Origin of the sequence: Pseudomonas sp. SWRI51 (assembly GCF_014268825.1) — a bacterium.
GTDB classification, from domain to species: domain Bacteria; phylum Pseudomonadota; class Gammaproteobacteria; order Pseudomonadales; family Pseudomonadaceae; genus Aquipseudomonas; species Aquipseudomonas farsensis.
In genome coordinates, this window is record NZ_JABWRG010000021.1 from 38097 (window position 1) to 54896 (window position 16800).

Genomic DNA, 16800 nt, shown 5'->3' on the forward strand with positions numbered 1-16800 from the left:
GGCAGGTTAGTTGGGCAGGAACTGCTTGCTGACGTAGGGCGCGTAGTCCGGCAGCACCGCATCGACCTTGCCCTGCTGCTTGAGGAAGGTAGCGGTGTCGGTCAGCGCCTGGGTGGTCGGCGCGCCGAGCGCAGCGGCCTGGTCAGCCGCCAGCGGGTAGACGTTGCCCTGCAGCAATACCGGGATGTCGGTAGGTTTGGCGCCGGACAGCTTGGCCAGTTTGGCGATGTTGTCGGGGTTGGCCAGCCAGGCTTTCGGGTCTTTGCGGTAGTCGGCGTAGGCGTCCAGGGTGACTTTGGCGAAGGCCTTGACCACCTCGGGGTGCTTGGCGGCGAAGTCCTTGCGTACGATCCACGCGTCGAAAGTGGGGGCGCCTTTGCTGGCCAGTTCGCCCGAGGTGATCAGCACCTTGCCGTTCTCCTTGGCAACGCCCAGCGCCGGGTCCCACACGTAGGTGGCATCGATGTCGCCACGCTTCCAGGCGGCGATGATGGCCGGTGGCGCGAGGTTGAGAATCTGCACTTTCGAGGGGTCGATGTTCCAGTTCTTCAGCGCCGCCAACAGGCTGTAATGGCCGGTGGAAACGAACGGCACGGCGATTTTCTTGCCGATCAGGTCTTGCGGGGTCTTGATGCTGTCGCGGGCGACCAGCGCTTCACCGGCGCCGATCTGCGTGGCGATCAGGAAGGTTTCCACCGGCAGCTTGCGGGTGGCGGCGGCGGCCAGCGGGCTGGAGCCGAGGTAGCCGATCTGCACATCGCCGCTGGCAACCGCGGTGATCACATCGGCGCCGTTATCGAACTTGCGCCAGTCGATGCTGGCCTTGCTGGCTTTTTCGTAGTCGCCGTCCACCTGCGCCACTTTGGCCGGGTCGACGGTGGTCTGGTAGGCAACGGTCAGGTCGGCGGCATGGGCCAGCCAGCTGGCACTGGCGAGGGTCAGGGCGGCGAACAGGCGCAGCGGGGTGTGCGGGATCATGGTGAACCTCTCGTCAGGCAGGGTTGAATGACGAAAAGACTAAATGATCTAAGAAAACTCAAATAAATAACTTTTTAGCATTAGCTTAAAAGCCAAACGCTCTGAGCGAAACGCCGGGGGGCATACGGCCGTTGGCTGGCGGAATCGACGGCAACTGCTAGCCTGTCTCAGCCGCGCTGCGAGGATTGGATGCGGGGGAGTGGGGCAAACGTTTTCACATAACCTAAAGCTATGTGGGCGCACGTCGATACAACTTTACGCAGTAAAGGTTCAGACGTTATTCCTTAATAATCTTACAGATTCACAAAACGGTCATTTTGGATTTATAGGATTGTCATTATCCTGTAGCGCAGGTGGCGGGTTAGACCAAAGTCGTGGAACAGCCATTAGGGATTGACTTAGTGGTCACGCTTTAGGGCTAATCGCCAAACCGGGTGAGTGGGGCTTCAGATCCTGCCGCTTGAGACGCACAAAAATTAGAACGTAGAGGAGCAAAGCATGTACAAGTCTAGCCTGGCCCTGGCCGTGGCACTGGGGGTTCTCGCCCAACAAGCAGGCGCTGCCGGTTTCGTTGAGGACAGCAAACTGTCCCTTAGCTCGCGCACCATGTATTTCGATAACAACGTCCGTGAAGATCATGCTGCTGCCAGCACCAACTTCAAGCGTCGCGACCAGCGTGAAGTCGGTCAGGGCTTCAAGCTCGATTATATTTCCGGCTTCACTGAAGGCACTGTAGGGTTCGGCGTTGACGCTCAGGCCATTTGGGGTATTCACCTAGATGGCGGCCGTGGTTACCACAAGACTGGTTTCTCCCCAGACTCTAGCGATGGCTCTTCGGAAAGCCAGTGGGGTCGTATTGGCGCTAATGCCAAGGCTCGCTTCTCCAAAACCGAGGCGCATTTCGGTAGCGCCCTCGCGCCAATGCTGCCAATCCTCGTGACTAACGATGGTCGTCTGCTGCCTCAGTCCTTTGAGGGTGGCACTATCACCTCGAAGGAAATCGACAACCTGACCATCAACGCTGGCCAGCTGACCCATGCCATGGGTCGTGCATCGACCAACCGCACCGGTATGTCTGTTTCTGGCGCTAGTGCCGACAGCAACAAGTTCCGTTACGGTGGCTTGGATTACAAGCTCACCCCGGATCTGACGCTCCAGTACTACTACTCGAACCTAGAAGACTTCTACAAGCAGCAATTCCTGGGCGCGACTCATGTGTTCAAAATCGCTGATGACCAGTCGTTCAAGACCGATCTGCGCTACTTCGACAGCAGCAGCGACGGTAAGAACGGCAGCGGCGGTGGCTACAATTTCGACAACAACGGCGGCTATGCCAAGCACGCTGGGGAAGTTGATAACAAGACCTGGTCCGCAATGTTCACCTACACGCTCGGCGGCCACGCGCTTATGCTCGGTCACCAACAAGTCAGTGATGATGGCGGCTTCGTGTGGTTGAACCAAGGTGGTGTTGTTGACGGCAATGGTCGTAGCGAAGGCGCAGGTGGTGCTAGCTTCTACCTGTTCACCGACAGCATGATCAACCAGTTCGCCAAGGCCGGTGAAAACACCACCTTCGGTCAGTACTCTTACGACTTTGCTCGCCTTGGTGTACCGGGCCTGAAAGCCTCGGTTTCCTACCTGCGCGGTGAAGATGGCCGTAACCAGAATGGCAACGGTACCTTCAGCGAGTGGGAACGTGACGCACGCGTTGACTACGTGCTGCAGGAAGGCACCCTCAAAGGCCTGGGCTTCAGCCTGCGTCAGGGTGTTTACCGTGGTACTGGTACCAGCTCTGCACGTGACGTCGACCAAACCCGCTTCATCGTGAACTACACTTACGCCTTCAAGTAAGTCGTAGCTGCACACAAGAAGCCTCGCCTAGTGCGAGGCTTTTTTGTACGCAAAATTCGATATGTAATTAAGTTATAAATAAATCGATATTTATTCTTTTTGTTTTGTTTCAGAAGCAGGCACATTGAACCCATACAGGCCAGACACAGCACAGGAGCCGCTCCATGAGCCTCAAACTCGGTGACATCGCCCCAGACTTCGAACAGGATTCCAGCGAAGGCAAGATCCGCTTCCATGAGTGGCTGGGCAACAGCTGGGGCGTGCTGTTCTCCCACCCGGCCGACTTCACCCCGGTGTGCACCACCGAGCTTGGGCTGACGGCCAAACTCAAGGACGACTTTGCCAAGCGTGGGGTCAAGGCCATTGCGCTGTCGGTGGACCCGGTGGACTCGCACCACAAGTGGATCGATGACATCAACGAGACGCAGAACACGGTGGTCAATTTCCCGATCATCGCCGACGCCGACCGCAAGGTGTCCGACCTCTACGACCTGATCCACCCTAATGCCAGCGACACCCTGACCGTGCGCTCGCTGTTCATCATCGACCCGAACAAGAAGGTGCGCCTGACCATCACCTACCCGGCCAGCACGGGGCGCAACTTCAATGAAATCCTGCGGGTGATCGACTCGCTGCAACTGACCGATAACTACAAAGTGGCCACGCCAGGTAACTGGCAGGACGGCGACGACGTGGTGATCGTGCCTTCGCTCAAGGATGAAGACGAAATCAAACAGCGTTTCCCGAAAGGGTATCGGGCCGTCAAACCCTATCTGCGCCTGACCCCGCAACCGAATCGTTGATGTAATCCTCGTTGTAATGCTCTTAGCCATAGCAGGGATTTTCGGGCCGTTTCGACGGCCCTTTTTTTATGCCTGTCGTAGGAGCGGCCTTGTGTCGCGAAAGGGGCGCGCAGCGGCCCCCCGGTCTATGCAGGCATCGCCGGGGCCGCTTTGCGACCCATTCGCGGCACAAGGCCGCTCCTACAGGGTCAGTAATGCTCATAGTCCTTTATCGAATAAACAAATGAAAAAATATGATTTATAGATATATGTATTGAGCTGTTACTGTCAGTTCCATCCAGCGGGGCCATCCCCTCGCGGCCCTGCAATCGAATCGAAGGAAGCGTTTTCCATGCTGGTTGTTTCTATCGGTGGTAGCCCAAGTCTTCGTTCACGTTCCGGCGTGCTGCTCGATCGTTCGCGCGACTGGCTGCAAGAGCGTGGCGTCGAGGTGGTGACCTTCCAAGTGCGCGAGTTCAGTGCCGAAGACCTGCTGCATGCACGTTTCGACAGCCCGCAAGTGCGCCACTTCAACGAACTGGTCGCCCAGGCCGATGGCCTGGTGGTCGCTACCCCGGTGTACAAGGCCTCGTTTGCCGGCGCCCTGAAAACCCTGCTCGACCTGCTGCCCGAGCGCGCCCTGGAGCACAAAGTGGTGCTGCCAGTGGCCACCGGCGGCAGCATCGCCCACATGCTGGCCGTGGATTACGCGCTCAAGCCCGTGCTGTCGGCACTCAAGGCGCAGGAGACCCTGCAAGGGATCTTCGCCGACGACAGCCAGATCGCCTACGGCGAAGGCAGCAAGCCTGCGCAATTGTCCCAGGCCTTGGAACAACGCCTGCTCGACTCGCTGGAGACCTTCCACAGCGCCCTGGCGCGCCGGCCCAAGCCGGTCGCTCCGGGCCTGCTCAACGAACGCCTGCTCAGTGCTCGCTGGAGCATCTGAGCCCGCTGTAGCGCTAACGCTTTACCGCTGTCCCACCTTACTCGCCCGTCAACGAGGCAAGCAGGTGCTACCCGAACCCAAATCGCACAGGAGAGCGCCATGCGCACTGTCTTCTTGCGTCGTGGTCTGGTCGCCCTGTTTGCGGCGGCTGTATCCCTCGGCGCCATTACCCAAGCCCAGGCCGAAAGCCTGCGTATCGGTTATCAGAAATACGGCACGCTGGTGCTGCTCAAGGCCAAGGGCTCGCTGGAGCAACGCCTGAAGGCGCAGGGCATCGACGTGCAATGGACCGAGTTCCCCGGCGGCCCGCAGCTGCTTGAGGGCCTCAACGTGGGCTCCATCGACTTCGGCGTCACCGGCGAAACGCCACCGGTGTTCGCCCAGGCCGCAGGCGCCGACCTGCTGTATGTCGCCTACGAGCCGCCAGCGCCGCACAGCGAGGCGATCCTGGTTCCCAAGGGCTCGACGATCCAGTCGGTGAAGGACCTCAAAGGCAAGAAAGTCGTGCTCAACAAGGGCTCCAACGTGCACTACCTGTTGGTGCGCGCCCTGGAAGACGCGGGCCTCAAGTACAGCGATATCCAACCTGTGTACCTGCCGCCCGCCGACGCCCGCGCCGCCTTCGAGCGCGGCAGTGTCGATGCCTGGGTGATCTGGGACCCGTACCAGGCTGCCGCCGAGCAGCAGCTGCAAGCGCGCACCCTGCGTGACGGCAAGGGGCTGGTCGACAACCACCAGTTCTACCTGGCCACCCGTAGCTACGCCACCCAGCACCCGGCGGTGATCAGCGCGCTGATCGAGGAAGTGCGCGCCGTGGGCCAGTGGTCCCAGGCCAACCCGCAGCAGGTCACCGACCAGGTCGCACCGCTGCTTGGCCTGCCTGCCGACATCACCCTCACCTCGGTCAAGCGCCAGGGCTACGGCGCTGCGCCTTTGACCCCTGAGGTGGTCGCAGCACAGCAGAAGATCGCCGACACCTTCCAGGCCCTGAAGCTGATCCCCAAGCCCTTGAGTATCAAGGACGTGATCTGGACCCCGCCGGCCAAGGTTGCCAGCGCGCCCTGAACCTTTTGCCTGCGCCGGGGCGCCGCCTCGGCCAGTGCCACCCTTGAGGAGACAACTCCAATGAGCCTGAACATCTTCTGGTTTCTACCCACCCACGGTGACGGCAAGTACCTGGGCACCAGCGAAGGCGCCCGCGCCGTCGACCATGGCTACCTGGCGCAGATCGCCCAGGCCGCCGACCGCCTTGGCTTTGGCGGTGTGCTGATCCCGACCGGGCGGTCCTGCGAGGATTCCTGGCTGGTTGCCGCGTCGCTGATCCCGGTCACCGAACGCCTGAAGTTCCTGGTTGCCCTGCGCCCGGGGATCATTTCGCCGACCGTGGCGGCGCGCCAGGCGGCCACCCTCGACCGGCTGTCCAATGGCCGTGCGCTGTTCAACCTGGTGACCGGCGGTGACCCGGACGAGCTGGCCGGCGATGGCCTGCACCTGAACCATCAGGAGCGCTACGAAGCCTCGGTCGAATTCACTCGCATCTGGCGCAAGGTGCTCGAAGGCGAAGTGGTCGACTACGACGGCAAGCACTTGCAGGTAAAGGGCGCCAAGCTGCTCTACCCGCCCATCCAGCAACCGCGCCCGCCGCTGTACTTTGGCGGCTCTTCCGACGCCGCCCAGGACCTGGCCGCCGAGCAGGTCGAGCTGTACCTGACCTGGGGTGAGCCGCCGGCTGCGGTCGCCGAAAAAATCGCCCAGGTGCGCGCAAAAGCTGCCGCCCAGGGCCGTGAAGTCCGCTTTGGTATCCGCCTGCATGTGATCGTGCGCGAAACCAACGAAGAAGCCTGGGCTGCGGCTGACAAGCTGATTTCGCACCTGGACGACGACACCATCGCCCGCGCCCAGGCCTCGCTTGCGCGCTTCGACTCGGTGGGCCAGCAGCGCATGGCGGCGCTGCACAACGGCAACCGCGACAAGCTCGAAGTCAGCCCCAATCTGTGGGCCGGCGTGGGCCTGGTACGTGGCGGTGCCGGTACGGCACTGGTCGGCGATGGGCCGACGGTGGCGGCGCGGGTCAAGGAATACGCGGCGCTGGGCATCGATACCTTCATCTTCTCGGGCTACCCGCACCTTGAAGAGTCGTACCGGGTTGCCGAGCTGCTGTTCCCGCACATCGACGTCAATCGCCCCGAGCAACCCAAGAGCGGTGGCTATGTGAGCCCGTTTGGCGAAATGGTCGCCAACGACATCCTGCCCAAGTCCGTTGCGCAAAGTTGAGGGTGGGGTCATGAGTCGAGCAACTTCCACAACCTGGTCCAAACGCTTTGCGCCCTGGGCCCTGCCATTGCTGCTGCTGGCGGTCTGGCAACTGGCGGTCAGCGCAGGCTGGTTGTCCACGCGCATTCTGCCGGCGCCGAGCGCGGTGGTCAGCGCCGGTGTCGAGCTGGTGCGCAGTGGCGATATCTGGACGCACCTGGCCATCAGCGGCTGGCGTGCCGGGCTGGGCTTTGCCATCGGCGGCAGCATCGGCCTGCTGCTGGGCTTCATCACCGGCCTTTCGAACTGGGGCGAACGCCTGCTCGACAGCTCCGTGCAGATGATCCGCAACGTGCCGCACCTGGCGCTGATCCCGCTGGTGATCCTGTGGTTCGGCATCGATGAGTCGGCGAAGATTTTCCTGGTAGCGCTGGGCACCTTGTTCCCGATCTACCTCAACACCTACCACGGCATCCGCAATGTCGACCCGGCCTTGGTGGAGATGGCGCGCAGCTACGGGCTGTCGGGCTTCGGCCTGTTCCGCCAGGTAATCCTGCCGGGTGCGCTGCCGTCGATCCTGGTGGGTGTGCGCTTCGCGCTGGGCTTCATGTGGCTGACGCTGATCGTCGCCGAGACCATTTCGGCCAGTTCCGGCATTGGCTACCTGGCGATGAACGCCCGTGAATTCCTGCAGACCGACGTCGTGGTGCTGGCCATCGTGCTGTACGCCGTGCTCGGCAAACTGGCCGACCTGGCCGCCCGTGGCCTGGAACGTGTGTGGCTGCGCTGGCACCCGGCGTACCAGGTCGCCAAGAAGGAGGGCGCGTGATGACTGTGCTCAAAGAACAGCCGCCGCGCCTGCTGCGTGGCATCCCGCTGGCTGCCAAGGGCGTGCGCAAGACGTTCGGCCAGCGTGAAGTACTGCGCGGTATCGACCTGCATATCCCGGCCGGCCAGTTCGTCGCCATCGTCGGGCGCAGCGGCTGCGGCAAGAGCACCTTGCTGCGCCTGTTGGCCGGGCTCGACCTGCCCAGCGCGGGTGAGTTGCTGGCAGGTGCTGCGCCCTTGGCCGAGGCCCGCGAGGAAACCCGGCTGATGTTCCAGGACGCACGCCTGCTGCCGTGGAAAAAAGTGATCGACAACGTCGGCCTTGGCTTGACTGGCAACTGGCGCCAACGCGCGCTGGATGCGCTGGAGGCGGTGGGCCTGGCGGACCGCGCCAATGAATGGCCGGCTGCGTTGTCGGGCGGGCAGAAGCAGCGCGTGGCCCTGGCCCGTGCGCTGATCCACCAGCCGCGCCTGCTTTTACTGGACGAGCCGCTGGGGGCGCTGGATGCCCTGACCCGGATCGAGATGCAGCAACTGATCGAGCGCCTGTGGCGCCAGCACGGTTTCACTGTGCTGCTGGTTACCCACGACGTCAGCGAGGCTGTGGCGGTGGCTGACCGGGTGATCCTGATCGAGGACGGCGCCGTAGGCCTGGACCTCAACGTCGACCTGGCAAGGCCCAGGGCGCGTGGGTCGCACCGCCTGGCGTCGCTTGAAAGCGAAGTACTCAACCGTGTTCTGTCGGCGCCGGGCATTGCCCCGGAGCCGGAACCTGTAGCCCCTTTGCCCACGCAACTGCGTTGGGCGCACTGAACCCCAGAAGCCAATCAGAAGGAATGACCCCATGACTATTAAAGCCATCAACGTGCGCAACCAGTTCAAAGGCACCGTGAAGGAAATCCTCGAAGGCCCGGTACTGTCGGAAATCGACGTGCAGACCGCCTCCGGCATCGTCACCTCGGTGATCACCACCCGTTCGGTGAAAGAGCTGGAGCTGCAAGTGGGCAGCGAAGTGATCGCCTTCGTCAAATCGACCGAGGTTTCCATCGCCAAGCTGTGATGGGCTGCTGACGAGATCGCACAGTGATGTGCAGGCCTGTTCCGGCCTCATCGCAGGCTGTCGCCAGCTCCCACAGAAACCGAGTCAGGCCACGATAGTGGCGTTGCGCGCGGTTTTGTGTAGGAGCGGCCTTGTGTCGCGATGGGCTGCATAGCAGCCCCAGCAGTTCGGTAGGGTGCTCAGATCCTGGGGCTGCTACGCAGCCCATCGCGACACAAGGCCGCTCCTACACTGACCGCGTAATCCATATAGGGGTTGTGCGCGGTCTTTGTGGGAGCTGGCGACAGCCTGCGATGAGGCCAGGACAGGATCGTACAAACCGCCCAAGGGCTACGCGATTTCCTGCAAAGCGCTCAGGCTATACGCCTGGCCAGAAACGCCGGCAGGTACAGCCCCATATACGCCTCGAACACGCGCATGCCTTCCTCGGCCATGCGCGGCGTTATCTGCTCATGCAGCTGCATCGAGCGGGCATACACCCGGTCACTCAGCTCCATCGCCAAGGCGAACACATCGACATCGTTGGGCATGACCGGTAAATGGAAATGCCGGTCGAACAGGCGGTGCATCAGCTCGCCGAGTTCCAGGTCATGCTGGCGGTCGGCCTGCACCACATCGCTTAGCCCATGCTGGGCCAGGATCAGTTGCCGTGCGGCGGCATCGCCGTTGTAGATATCCAGCATGCGCTGCTCGATCAGCCTGCCGAGGCCTTGCCAGGTGTTGAACGCGCTGCTGTCGATGGGCGCATTCAAGGCCTCGCGGAACGCCCGGTGCACGTCTGCCGTCAGCGCCTCCAGCAACGCGGGCACGCTGGCAAAGAAGTGATACACCGACGACGGTGGAATCTGCGCCCGCTCGGCCACGCTGTACATCGACAACCCCGCCACCCCTTCGCCTGCCAGCAACTCGCGCGCCGCCGCAAGGATTGCCGCGATGCGGGCCTGGCTGCTGGCGCGTGGCTTGCGCGAAGGTACGGGGCGGGTCATCAGTTGCTGATGGCCAGGATGCTTGCCTGGTAGGCGCCGACGAACAGGTCGAAGTCGCCGACCTCTTCCTGTTCCAGGCGCGACTGCTCGACCAGCGACTCGCGGGCAATGCGCTCGAAGCGCTGTTGCTGGTCGGGGCTCAACGGCTGCTCACGCAAGCGCTCGGCGTGCACCTGGCTTTGGCGCAGCGAGAACTCGAGGAAGCTTTCACCGTGCTCGGTCATGCGCGCCAGCACCTGCGCCGACGGGGTCAGCGCCGCGTCATCGACCTTGGCTTGCTGCTCTGCCAGGGCCTCGGCATGGGCGTCGCCGCCATGCACACGGTCGAGCAGGTCGGCCAACGGGCCAATACGCCCGATCAGCTCGGTGGCCCAGGCCTTGAGGGTGACTGCCTGGCCGTCGCGTTGCAGCTCAAGCCCTGGGCGGCGGCCTTCCTTGACCACGGTCAGGAAGTTATCGGTGCACTGGCCGCACTCGCCATTCTCGAACTGCGGGCTGGCTTCGAGGGCACAGAACAGCAGGAAGGCATCCAGGAAGCGCGCCTCGGTGAGGTCGATACCCACCGGCAGGAACGGGTTGATATCCAGGCAGCGCACTTCGACATACTGCACGCCGCGCGAGGTCAGGGCCTGGATCGGCCGTTCGCCGGTATAGGTGACGCGCTTGGGGCGGATGTTCGAGTAGTACTCGTTCTCGATCTGCAGGATGTTGGTATTGAGCTGCACCCAGTCGCCATCGACATGGGTGCCGACTTCGACATACGGCGGGTAGGGCGTGCCGACGGCCTTGCGCAGGCTGTCGGTGTAGCTGGCCAGGTCGTTGTAGCAAGGGGTAAGGCCGGCCTGGGCATTGCTCTGGTAACCCAGGTCGCTCATGCGCAGGCTGGTGGCGTACGGCAGGTACAAGGTGTCGGCGTCGAGCTCGTCGAGCTGGTGCGGGTGGCCGCGCAGGAAGCCTTTGTCCAGCGTCGGCGAGGCGCCGAACAGGTACATCAGCAGCCAGCTGTAGCGGCGGAAATTGCGGATCAGCGCGATGTAGGCCGAGGACTGATAGTCACGGTTGTCCAGCGGGCTGCCTTCGGCTTCACGCAGCAGCGGCCACAAGGCCTCGGGCAGCGAGAAGTTGTAATGGATGCCGGCAATGCACTGCATGGTGCGGCCGTAGCGCAGCGCCAGGCCCTTGCGGTAAACGTGCTTGAGCTTGCCGATGTTCGAGGTGCCGTATTCGGCGATCGGGATGTCTTCTTCGGCCGGCAGCGCACACGGCATCGAAGGGCTCCACAGGTATTCGTCACCGAGCTTGGTGTAGACGAAGCGGTGGATCTGTTCGAGGTTGTCGAGCACCTCGGCAGGGTCGGCCAGGGCTGGTGTGATGAACTCCAGCAGCGACTCGGAATAATCAGTGGTGATCTGCTCGTTGGTCAGCGCCGAACCCAGGGCTTCGGGGTGCGGGGTCTGGGCCAGGCGGCCTTCGCTGGTTACCCGCAGGCATTCGCGCTCGATGCCGTGCAGGCACTGCGCGAGTAGGGGAAGATTCGCGCCGAGCAGGCTCAGGCGGCGGTTGAGGAGTTCGCTCAAGATGGATTCCTTCACGCGTCAGTCGCCCCAATATGGGGGTGGAAGTGACCGTCTACAAGGGTAGTTTGGTAAGGAACTGGCGTTGTCGCCTGGTTTACGCGGTTCCGGCCTGTCGCTCAAGAGCAACGCAGACCCCTGTGGGAGCTGGCGCAAGCCTGCGATGAGGCCAGAACAGGTTTGCACCCAGATCACAGAATCAGAGGCGGTTCGGCCCTGTTGTTCGGTTGCTGCTGAAAATACCGCAGATCGGCCATTATCAGCTAGAGAACTGTGCAAGGTTGCTGCATCGGGCCTTTGCGGCTGTCGCCGGCAAGCATGCCGGCGTCGACGCTGGGCGGTCTTGCCTCAAAGCACCGCAAAGGTGCCCTGTGCCTTGGCCACGAGCTTTTCGTCCTGCAGCACCTGGGCCTCGACCACCAGCGTGCGCCGCCCGGCATGCAGCACCCGCGCGGTGCAGACCACTTCGCCGTCACTGACGGCGCGCATGTAGTTGATCTTGCACTCAATGGTCACGCTCTGCTGGTCGAAGCCATGGCTGGCCGAGCAGGCCAGGCCCATGGCGATGTCCACCAGGCTGAAGATCGCACCGCCGTGCAGCTTCTGGCCACGGTTGCGCAATTGCGGCTGCAACGCCAGCGCCACCTCGGCAACGCCGGCATCGAGGCGTTGCAGGTGGCAGCCGAGCAACTGGCTGAAGGCGCTTTCGACGTATTCCTTGGGTACGTCCATCACTTCTTCTTGATCTGCTTGGCGTTGGCGAACAGCGCCGCCATGGCGTTGTTGGCTGGCGCTGCGGTAGCGGTTTCGCGTTGGCGTGGCGCCTGTTGCGGGCGCTTGCCGCCATTGCCGCCACGGTTACCGCCGCGGTTGCCCTCGACCTTTTCGCCTGGGGTGTCGCTCATGCGCATGGTCAGGCCGACGCGTTTGCGCGGGATGTCCACTTCCATGACCTTGACCTTGACCACGTCGCCGGCCTTGACCGCCTCACGCGGGTCCTTGACGAACTTTTCCGACAGCGCCGAGATGTGCACCAGGCCGTCCTGGTGCACGCCGATGTCGACGAAGGCACCGAAGTTGGTGACGTTGGTCACCACGCCTTCAAGGATCATGCCCGGTTCCAGGTCCTTGAGGTCTTCGACGCCGTCCTGGAAGGTGGCGGTCTTGAACTCTGGGCGCGGGTCGCGGCCCGGTTTATCGAGTTCCTGGAGGATGTCGGTGACGGTCGGCAGGCCGAAGCTTTCGTCGGTGAACTGCTTCGGGTCCAGGCGCTTGAGGAAGGCGCTGTCGCCGATCAGCGAGCGGATGTCGCGGCCGGTATCGGCGGCGATGCGCTTGACCAGCGGGTAGGCCTCCGGGTGCACCGCCGAGGCGTCCAGTGGGTTGTCGCCGTTCATCACACGCAGGAAGCCTGCAGCTTGTTCGTAGGTTTTTTCACCCAGGCGGCTGACCTTTTTCAGCGCCGCACGGGTGGCGAACGGGCCGTTGGCGTCGCGGTGGGCCACGATATTCTGCGCCAGGGTGGCGTTAAGCCCCGAGATACGCGTCAGCAGCGCCACGGAGGCCGTGTTGACGTCAACGCCCACGGCGTTCACGCAGTCCTCGACCACCGCGTCCAGGCCGCGTGCCAGTTTGAGCTGCGACACATCGTGCTGGTACTGGCCGACACCGATGGATTTCGGGTCGATTTTCACCAGCTCCGCCAGTGGGTCCTGCAGGCGTCTGGCAATCGACACCGCGCCACGGATGGACACGTCAAGGTCGGGGAATTCACGGGCGGCAAGTTCGGACGCCGAATACACCGAGGCCCCGGCTTCAGAAACCATGATCTTGGTGATCTGCAGGGCTGGGTATTTTTTAACCAGGTCGGCGATCAGCTTGTCGCTTTCGCGGCTGGCGGTGCCGTTGCCGATGGCGATCAGCTCGACCGAGTGCTTGGCGCACAGGGCGGCGAGGACCGAAAGGGTGCGGTCCCAGTCATTGCGCGGGGCATGTGGGTAAACCGTGGTGTAGTCCAGCAGCTTGCCGGTGGCATCCACCACCGCAACCTTGCAGCCGGTACGCAGGCCAGGGTCGAAGCCCAGGGTTGCGCGCGGGCCGGCCGGGGCGGCCAGCAGCAGGTCGTGCAGGTTGTGGGCGAAAACGTTGATCGCCTCGCTTTCGGCGTTGTCGCGCAGCTCGCCGAACAGGTCGGTCTCAAGGTGGGTGTACAGCTTGACCTTCCAGGTCCAGCGCACCACTTCACTCAGCCATTTGTCGGCGGGGCGGTTGCGGTTTTCCACGCCAAAGTGGCTGCCGATCATCACTTCGCACGGGTGCAGGGTGCCTGGCAGTTCTTCGCCGACTTTCAGCGAAGCGCTCAGCACGCCTTCGTTGCGGCCACGGAAGATGGCCAGCGCACGGTGCGACGGTGCGTTGCGCAGCAGCTCGTCGTGGGCGAAGTAATCGCGAAACTTGGCGCCTTCCTCTTCCTTGCCCGCCACCACGCGGGCGCTGAGCACGGCTTCCTGCTTGAGGAAGTTGCGCAGTTTTTCCAGCAGGGCGGCGTCTTCGGCGAAGCGCTCCATGAGGATGTACTTGGCGCCTTCCAGCGCTGCCTTGATGTCGGCCACGCCTTTTTCGGCATCGACAAAACGGGCGGCTTCGCTTTCAGGGGTGAGCTGCGGGTCGTTGAACAGGCCGTCGGCCAGCTCGCCAAGGCCGGCTTCCAGGGCGATCTGGCCCTTGGTGCGGCGCTTTTGCTTGTACGGCAGGTACAGGTCTTCGAGGCGGGTCTTGGTGTCAGCCAGCTTGATCTCGCGGGCAAGCTCCGGGGTCAGCTTGCCTTGCTCCTCGATGCTGGAAAGGATGCTGGCGCGGCGCTCGTCGAGTTCGCGCAGGTAGCGCAGGCGCTCTTCCAGGTGGCGCAGTTGCGTGTCGTCCAGGCTGCCGGTCACTTCCTTGCGGTAACGGGCGATGAAAGGCACGGTAGAGCCTTCGTCCAACAGGCCCACGGCCGCCTCGACCTGTTGTGGGCGTACACCCAGTTCCTCGGCGATACGGCTGTTGATGCTGTCCATGTAAACCACCTGACAATTGTGAAAACGGGGCCGCTGGCAGGGCGTTTGGCCCGGCGGCGCTGGATGAAAGCGGCGCATTATACCCATCGTGCCGGGGTTGCGGTGATGGCGCGGCGCCAGCCCTGATGGTGCGGAAGTGGCACCGCGGGAAAAATCTGCTAACAATGCACACGGCACGCGTGGCAGTGGCTACGCCATAATGCGCGGCGATCCTAGAGGAGTTTTTCATGACCAGCACCGCAAACAACGCTGAAGGCGACAAGATTCTCATCGTCGACGATGACCCGGGCCTGAGCAGCCTGCTGGACCGTTTCTTCACCAGCAAAGGCTTTCGCGTGCGCACCGTGCCCAACGTCGAACAGATGGACCGCCTGCTGGCCCGTGAAGTGTTCAACCTGGTGGTGCTCGACCTGATGCTGCCTGGCGAGGACGGCTTGTCTGCCTGCCGCCGCCTGCGCGCGTCCAACAACCAGATCCCGATCATCATGCTCACCGCCAAGGGCGATGAACTCAGCCGCATCAAGGGCCTGGAGCTTGGCGCCGACGACTACCTGGCCAAGCCGTTCAACCCTGACGAGCTGGTGGCCCGGGTCAAAGCCGTGCTGCGCCGGCAGGCCCCAAGCGTGCCGGGTGCGCCTGGTAGCGAAGAAGAAACCGTCACCTTCGGCGACTACGAGCTGTCGCTGGCAACCCGCGAGCTCAAGCGCGGCGACGAAATCCACATGCTGACCACCGGCGAATTCGCCGTGCTCAAGGCGCTGGTGATGCACGCCCGTGAGCCGCTGACCCGTGACAAGCTCATGAACCTGGCCCGTGGCCGCGAGTGGGACGCGCTGGAGCGCTCCATCGATGTGCAGATCTCGCGCCTGCGCCGCATGATCGAGCCCGACCCGTCCAAGCCGCGCTACATCCAGACCGTATGGGGTGTGGGTTATGTGTTCGTGCCGGACGGAAACGCCAGCAAATGAGCCTGCGGCTCATCCTGCCAGTGCAGGGCGGCTCGAACGGGCCGCCCTGTTTTCGTATGGGGCATGCGCCCCTCGCGTTGCCCTTGCCGACTCGTAGCGATCGATGAAAACCCCACTCTGGTTCCCGCAAAGCTTCTTCGCCCGCACCCTTTGGCTGGTGCTGATCGTCGTGCTGTTTTCCAAGGCGCTGACGCTGGTCTACCTGCTGATGAACGAGGACGTGCTGGTAGACCGCCAGTACAGCCACGGCGTGGCCCTGACCCTGCGTGCCTACTGGGCGGCAGACGAGGAAAACCGCGAGCAGATCGCCGAAGCCGCCGGGCTGATCCGGGTTACCGGGTCTGGTGTGCCGGAAGGCGAGCAGCACTGGCCGTACAGCGAGATCTACCAGCGCCAGATGCAGGCAGAGCTTGGCGAGGACACCGAAGTGCGCCTGCGCATCCATGCGCCGCCTGCGCTGTGGGTGAACGCGCCGAGCCTGGGCCCGGGCTGGCTAAAGGTGCCGCTGTACCCACACCCGCTGCGTGGGCAGAAAATCTGGAACGTGCTGGGCTGGTTCCTGGCCATCGGGCTGCTGTCTACCGCCTCGGCATGGATCTTCGTGCGCCAGCTCAACCAGCCGCTCAAGCGCCTGGTGTTTGCCGCCCGCCAGCTTGGCCAGGGCCGTAGCGTGCGCCTGCCGATCAGCGACACCCCCAGCGAAATGACCGAGGTGTACCGCGCCTTCAATCAAATGGCCGAGGACGTCGAGCAGGCCGGGCGTGAGCGCGAACTGATGCTGGCCGGGGTGTCCCACGACCTGCGTACCCCGTTGACCCGCCTGCGCCTGTCGCTGTCGCTGATGGGTAACGACGACGACCTCAGCGATGACATGGTGCGTGATATCGAAGACATGGACGCCATTCTGGACCAGTTCCTGGCGTTTATCCGCGATGGGCGTGACGAGCCGGTCGAGGAAGTCGACTTCAACGAGCTGATCCGCGAAGTGGTGGCGCCGTATAACCAGCAAGAGGAGCGGGTGCGCCTGTGCCTGGAGCCCATCCCGCCGTTCCCGCTGCGCCGTGTATCGCTCAAACGCATGCTGGGCAACCTGATCGGCAACGCGCTGCACCATGCCGGGCAGGGGGTTGAAGTGGCCGCTTATGTGTCGGGCGAGCAGAGCGCGCCTTATGTGGTGCTGAGCGTGCTGGACCGGGGCACGGGCATTGACGAATCGGAGCTCGAAACCATCTTCAACCCGTTCATCCGCGGCGACCGTGCGCGCGGTGGCAAGGGCACTGGGTTGGGCCTGGCAATCGTCAAACGCATTGCCGCGCAGCATGGCGGCAATGTCGAGCTGCGCAACCGCTCCGGCGGTGGCATCGAGGCGCGGGTGCGCTTGCCATTGGGCCTGATGTTGCCGCGCGACGCAGTCTAGGGCTTACGCGGTGTAGGAGCGGCCTTGTGTCGCGAAGGGGGCGCGCAGCGGCCCTGAAATCTAGGATTCATTCAAGATCGTCGGGGCCGCTGCGCGCC

15 protein-coding genes are annotated in these 16800 nt (G+C 63.0%); 10 read left to right on the top strand and 5 right to left on the bottom strand.

The window, feature by feature from the left end:
* Positions 1 to 6: 6 nt before the first annotated feature.
* A complete protein-coding gene (tauA, locus tag HU720_RS09635; protein WP_186519484.1) occupies positions 7 to 978 on the bottom strand; it encodes a taurine ABC transporter substrate-binding protein in 972 nt (323 codons plus the stop codon).
* Between the two features lie 498 nt (positions 979 to 1476).
* Here tauA and HU720_RS09640 point away from each other — a divergent pair, with 498 nt between their 5' ends.
* The 8 genes from HU720_RS09640 to HU720_RS09675 all read left to right on the top strand — a co-directional run bounded on the left by HU720_RS09640 (position 1477) and on the right by HU720_RS09675 (position 8698).
* Positions 1477 to 2829, top strand: a complete 1353-nt coding sequence (locus tag HU720_RS09640) for an OprD family porin (protein WP_186519486.1) — start codon at positions 1477 to 1479, stop codon at positions 2827 to 2829.
* 164 nt (positions 2830 to 2993) lie between these two features.
* Entirely contained in the window at positions 2994 to 3632 is a 639-nt protein-coding gene (locus HU720_RS09645) for a peroxiredoxin (protein WP_186519488.1), read from the top strand.
* A gap of 331 nt (positions 3633 to 3963) precedes the next feature.
* Positions 3964 to 4557: an NADPH-dependent FMN reductase gene (gene ssuE / locus HU720_RS09650; RefSeq protein WP_186519491.1), complete on the top strand. Its 594-nt coding sequence runs from the start codon at positions 3964 to 3966 to the stop codon at positions 4555 to 4557.
* A 99-nt stretch (positions 4558 to 4656) separates the two neighbouring features.
* Complete coding sequence (locus HU720_RS09655; RefSeq protein WP_186519493.1) at positions 4657 to 5622, top strand: sulfonate ABC transporter substrate-binding protein; 966 nt, start codon at positions 4657 to 4659, stop codon at positions 5620 to 5622.
* Positions 5623 to 5682: 60 nt separating this feature from the next.
* Positions 5683 to 6831, top strand: a complete 1149-nt coding sequence (ssuD, locus tag HU720_RS09660; protein ID WP_186519495.1) for an FMNH2-dependent alkanesulfonate monooxygenase — start codon at positions 5683 to 5685, stop codon at positions 6829 to 6831.
* A gap of 10 nt (positions 6832 to 6841) precedes the next feature.
* Positions 6842 to 7639, top strand: coding sequence for an aliphatic sulfonate ABC transporter permease SsuC (gene ssuC, locus HU720_RS09665; protein WP_186519497.1), 798 nt, complete (start codon positions 6842 to 6844; stop codon positions 7637 to 7639).
* Positions 7639 to 8451 (top strand): aliphatic sulfonates ABC transporter ATP-binding protein, encoded by an 813-nt coding sequence (gene ssuB / locus HU720_RS09670; protein WP_186519499.1) that lies wholly within the window; start codon positions 7639 to 7641, stop codon positions 8449 to 8451. Before ssuC ends, ssuB begins: the two co-directional genes overlap by 1 nt.
* Positions 8452 to 8482: 31 nt before the next feature.
* Positions 8483 to 8698 (top strand): molybdopterin-binding protein, encoded by a 216-nt coding sequence (locus tag HU720_RS09675; protein WP_008095172.1) that lies wholly within the window; start codon positions 8483 to 8485, stop codon positions 8696 to 8698.
* A 353-nt stretch (positions 8699 to 9051) separates the two neighbouring features.
* Here the strand turns inward: HU720_RS09675 and HU720_RS09680 are convergent, their stop codons facing one another.
* The 4 genes from HU720_RS09680 to HU720_RS09695 all read right to left on the bottom strand — a co-directional run bounded on the left by HU720_RS09680 (position 9052) and on the right by HU720_RS09695 (position 14317).
* Positions 9052 to 9684: a TetR/AcrR family transcriptional regulator gene (locus tag HU720_RS09680; RefSeq protein ID WP_186519501.1), complete on the bottom strand. Its 633-nt coding sequence runs from the start codon at positions 9682 to 9684 to the stop codon at positions 9052 to 9054.
* Positions 9684 to 11276 carry a glutamate--cysteine ligase gene (gene gshA / locus HU720_RS09685; RefSeq protein WP_186519503.1) on the bottom strand — a complete coding sequence of 531 codons (1593 nt, stop codon included), beginning with the start codon at positions 11274 to 11276 and terminating at the stop codon, positions 9684 to 9686. Before gshA ends, HU720_RS09680 begins: the two co-directional genes overlap by 1 nt.
* Positions 11277 to 11606: 330 nt before the next feature.
* Positions 11607 to 11990 (bottom strand): PaaI family thioesterase, encoded by a 384-nt coding sequence (locus tag HU720_RS09690; RefSeq protein ID WP_186519505.1) that lies wholly within the window; start codon positions 11988 to 11990, stop codon positions 11607 to 11609.
* The gene (locus HU720_RS09695) at positions 11990 to 14317 is read right to left on the bottom strand and encodes a Tex family protein (protein ID WP_186519507.1); all 2328 of its coding nucleotides are present in this window, start codon (positions 14315 to 14317) and stop codon (positions 11990 to 11992) included. Before HU720_RS09695 ends, HU720_RS09690 begins: the two co-directional genes overlap by 1 nt.
* A gap of 227 nt (positions 14318 to 14544) precedes the next feature.
* Here HU720_RS09695 and ompR point away from each other — a divergent pair, with 227 nt between their 5' ends.
* The gene (ompR, locus tag HU720_RS09700) at positions 14545 to 15285 is read left to right on the top strand and encodes a two-component system response regulator OmpR (RefSeq protein ID WP_186519509.1); all 741 of its coding nucleotides are present in this window, start codon (positions 14545 to 14547) and stop codon (positions 15283 to 15285) included.
* Positions 15286 to 15388: 103 nt separating this feature from the next.
* Positions 15389 to 16702: an ATP-binding protein gene (locus tag HU720_RS09705; RefSeq protein ID WP_186519511.1), complete on the top strand. Its 1314-nt coding sequence runs from the start codon at positions 15389 to 15391 to the stop codon at positions 16700 to 16702.
* Positions 16703 to 16800 lie beyond the last annotated feature (98 nt).

Bases quoted from the DNA above. Each gene is read 5' to 3' on its own strand.
- ssuE (WP_186519491.1), top strand. From the start codon at position 3,964: ATGCTGGTTGTTTCTATCGGTGGTAGCCCAAGTCTTCGTTCACGTTCC.
- tauA (WP_186519484.1), bottom strand. From the start codon at position 978: ATGATCCCGCACACCCCGCTGCGCCTGTTCGCCGCCCTGACCCTCGCC.
- ssuD (WP_186519495.1), top strand. From the start codon at position 5,683: ATGAGCCTGAACATCTTCTGGTTTCTACCCACCCACGGTGACGGCAAG.
- ssuC (WP_186519497.1), top strand. From the start codon at position 6,842: ATGAGTCGAGCAACTTCCACAACCTGGTCCAAACGCTTTGCGCCCTGG.
- ssuB (WP_186519499.1), top strand. From the start codon at position 7,639: ATGACTGTGCTCAAAGAACAGCCGCCGCGCCTGCTGCGTGGCATCCCG.
- HU720_RS09705 (WP_186519511.1), top strand. From the start codon at position 15,389: ATGAAAACCCCACTCTGGTTCCCGCAAAGCTTCTTCGCCCGCACCCTT.
- HU720_RS09680 (WP_186519501.1), bottom strand. From the start codon at position 9,684: ATGACCCGCCCCGTACCTTCGCGCAAGCCACGCGCCAGCAGCCAGGCC.
- HU720_RS09675 (WP_008095172.1), top strand. From the start codon at position 8,483: ATGACTATTAAAGCCATCAACGTGCGCAACCAGTTCAAAGGCACCGTG.
- HU720_RS09645 (WP_186519488.1), top strand. From the start codon at position 2,994: ATGAGCCTCAAACTCGGTGACATCGCCCCAGACTTCGAACAGGATTCC.
- HU720_RS09695 (WP_186519507.1), bottom strand. From the start codon at position 14,317: ATGGACAGCATCAACAGCCGTATCGCCGAGGAACTGGGTGTACGCCCA.
- HU720_RS09640 (WP_186519486.1), top strand. From the start codon at position 1,477: ATGTACAAGTCTAGCCTGGCCCTGGCCGTGGCACTGGGGGTTCTCGCC.
- ompR (WP_186519509.1), top strand. From the start codon at position 14,545: ATGACCAGCACCGCAAACAACGCTGAAGGCGACAAGATTCTCATCGTC.
- HU720_RS09655 (WP_186519493.1), top strand. From the start codon at position 4,657: ATGCGCACTGTCTTCTTGCGTCGTGGTCTGGTCGCCCTGTTTGCGGCG.
- HU720_RS09690 (WP_186519505.1), bottom strand. From the start codon at position 11,990: ATGGACGTACCCAAGGAATACGTCGAAAGCGCCTTCAGCCAGTTGCTC.